Source organism: Micromonospora andamanensis, from assembly GCF_016863495.1.
Classification (GTDB): Bacteria; Actinomycetota; Actinomycetes; order Mycobacteriales; family Micromonosporaceae; genus Micromonospora; species Micromonospora andamanensis.
On sequence record NZ_BOOZ01000102.1, the window covers coordinates 1 to 2,355 of the forward strand.

Consider the following 2,355-nt stretch of genomic DNA (forward strand, 5'->3'; position numbering starts at 1 on the left):
CTAGTAGCCCGTCCATCCGGAGGGAGCGGTTCCGTCTCGCAACGTGTCAATGCGATGCCTCAGCTGACGCAATCGTTGCGGATCATTGTCGGCCGATTGAGCCAGCCATAGGGTCATCCGCAGCATGCGAGCCAGCCGCAACTCCGGCCAGGACGGGCTCAGGCGGACATCGAATCCGTACGCCTCAACAAAGTCGACGTACTCGTTGGCCGGGAACCATCCACACTCGTAGTAAAGTGCTGTCAGCGTCAAATCCCACTCCGGTGGTCCGATACAAACTGTCTCCAGATCTACAAACGCCTCCCGGCCGCCTGCCGTCACCAGCAGATTCTCCATGTGCGCGTCGCCGTGCAGCACTGCCTCGCCGAGCGTGAGTTCCGCGGTGGCCCACCGAGCCGAGAGTTGATCGCGGAGTTGGCGCAGGAAAATACGGTCGCTGTTGTCGAGGCCGACGCCGGTCTCCAACCGCTCTTCGAACTTGTCAAACGGCGACAAAGACGGCAGCAAATCTGCCGGGATGGCAACCGCGTGTAGTCGACGCAGACACTTGGCGAGGGTGACCAAGTCGGCCGGCCGACTATCGGCAAGGTGCTCCCACAGCGACACCACGTACTGCTCCACGATTATCACCTCCTGCTGCGCGGGGCGAACGACCGGCACCTGGCAAGAGGCCAGCCAGATGGCGACATCGATTTCCCGTCGAGGGTCGCTTCCGCTGGCTGCCCTTGGTACCACTCGCGCCAGCACACCCGAGCGGGGCAGCAGGACCATACCGTTCTCGCCGACACGCACCACCGTGGCATCGTGAGCCGCGACGCCCGCTCTGGTGGCCGCCAATGTCACCGCGTGGATCGCCTCTTCAGCACGCACCCGACCATCCTCCCCCTCGGCGCGACCATGCCGTTTCGGCGGCTCCTCCGTTCAGCGTCGGCGTGCCTGTTTCAGCCTCAAGCTTCTCGTGTGGCGGGAACGCCGCTGGCCCAGCGAGGTCCGACGCCGCCGCCCTCCGTCACGATGCGGTTCCACCATCGGCTGTCAGCTCGGCCCTCACGGATCCACGACGCACCAAGTGCGCCCAAGCCCCTTCCCACGTTGGTACGGGAGGTGTGAATCGCTCCGGATCTTGTCGAGCCGTCCGTCCGTATGTTGAGTCTGCGGAGGTCAGCATCAGGTCGGACCGTAGGTCGGTACGCAAGGTCGGACGACAAGTCGGCATTCCCCTGCCTGCGGCGTTGGTAGATCCTGAGCACGCATAGCTGTGGCAGCGGCGTTCAACATCCCGGGTCATTCGGCGAACAGGTCCTGACGCGGCCCGAGGCGGAATGGCTCCGGAACGGGAGCGCATCTCGACCGTGCGTTGCGCGTTACTTGCACGCGGTACCCCGCCATGACCAGATGGCACGAGAACCCAGAGATTGGAGCGCCGCGTGACGCACATGGCTGGCACGTCGGAGTCCACGGATCAGGCCAGGGCAATGCGGGATGCCCTCGTTGATCGGCTTGTCTCTGACGGGATGATCACCTCGTCGTTCGTGGAGGCGGCGTTCCGGACGGTGCCGCGGCATACGTTCGTGCCGGCCGGCACGCCACTCGATGTGGTCTACGACGTCGACCGATCGGTGATCACGAAGACGGATGAGCACGGGGTGCACTTGTCCTCGGTCAGCGCCGCGTACATCCAAGCCCGCATGATCGAGCAAGCCGGTGTCGAGCCCGGGATGCGCGTCCTGGAAGTCGGTTCGGGTGGCTACAACGCAGCACTACTGGCCGAGGTGGTCGGGGCTGACGGGCACATCGTCAGCGTCGACATCGACGCCGACATCACCGACCGGGCCCAGGCACTGCTGCGCGAAACGGGCTACGAGGACCGTGTACGAGTAATGCAGGCCGACGCGATGCACGGTCTACCCGGTGAGGGCGCGTTCGACCGGATCCTCGTCACGGTCGGCGCATGGGACATCCCGCCGTCCTGGCTGGATCACCTCGCCCTGGACGGGGTGATCGTGGTGCCGCTGCGGATGAACGGGGTGACCCGCACGATCGCGTTCCGCCGTGACGGCGATCATCTGACGAGCACCTCCAGTGAGGTGGCAGGTTTCGTGCCTCTGCAGGGCGAGGGTGCGCGGCCCGAGCGGATCTTCCGAATGCCCGACCGGCAGGGCCGGTTCGTCAGCTTACGCTTCGACGTCGGCGCCCCGGACGCCCGTCAGCTGGATGGTGTCCTGGACACCGAGCGCAGCGAGGTCTGGTCGGGGGTCACGGTCGGACACAGCGAGTCGTTCGCGGACCTACACCTGTGGCTGGCCGGATTCCTGCCCGGTTTCTGCCTCCTCGCGGCAGACGACGGCACCGAGC

2 protein-coding genes are annotated in these 2,355 nt (G+C 65.5%); one reads left to right on the forward strand and one right to left on the reverse strand.

The genetic code is table 11. The features are described 5' to 3' along the window. Entirely contained in the window at window positions 1-870 is an 870-nt protein-coding gene (locus Van01_RS32635; RefSeq protein WP_204015805.1) for a phosphotransferase enzyme family protein, read from the reverse strand. A gap of 644 nt (window positions 871-1,514) precedes the next feature. On the opposite strand from Van01_RS32635, the gene fxlM reads away from it, so the two are divergent. Continuing rightward, on the forward strand, window positions 1,515-2,355 hold an 841-nt coding region (gene fxlM / locus Van01_RS32640; protein WP_239099449.1), incomplete at its 3' end, for a methyltransferase, FxLD system.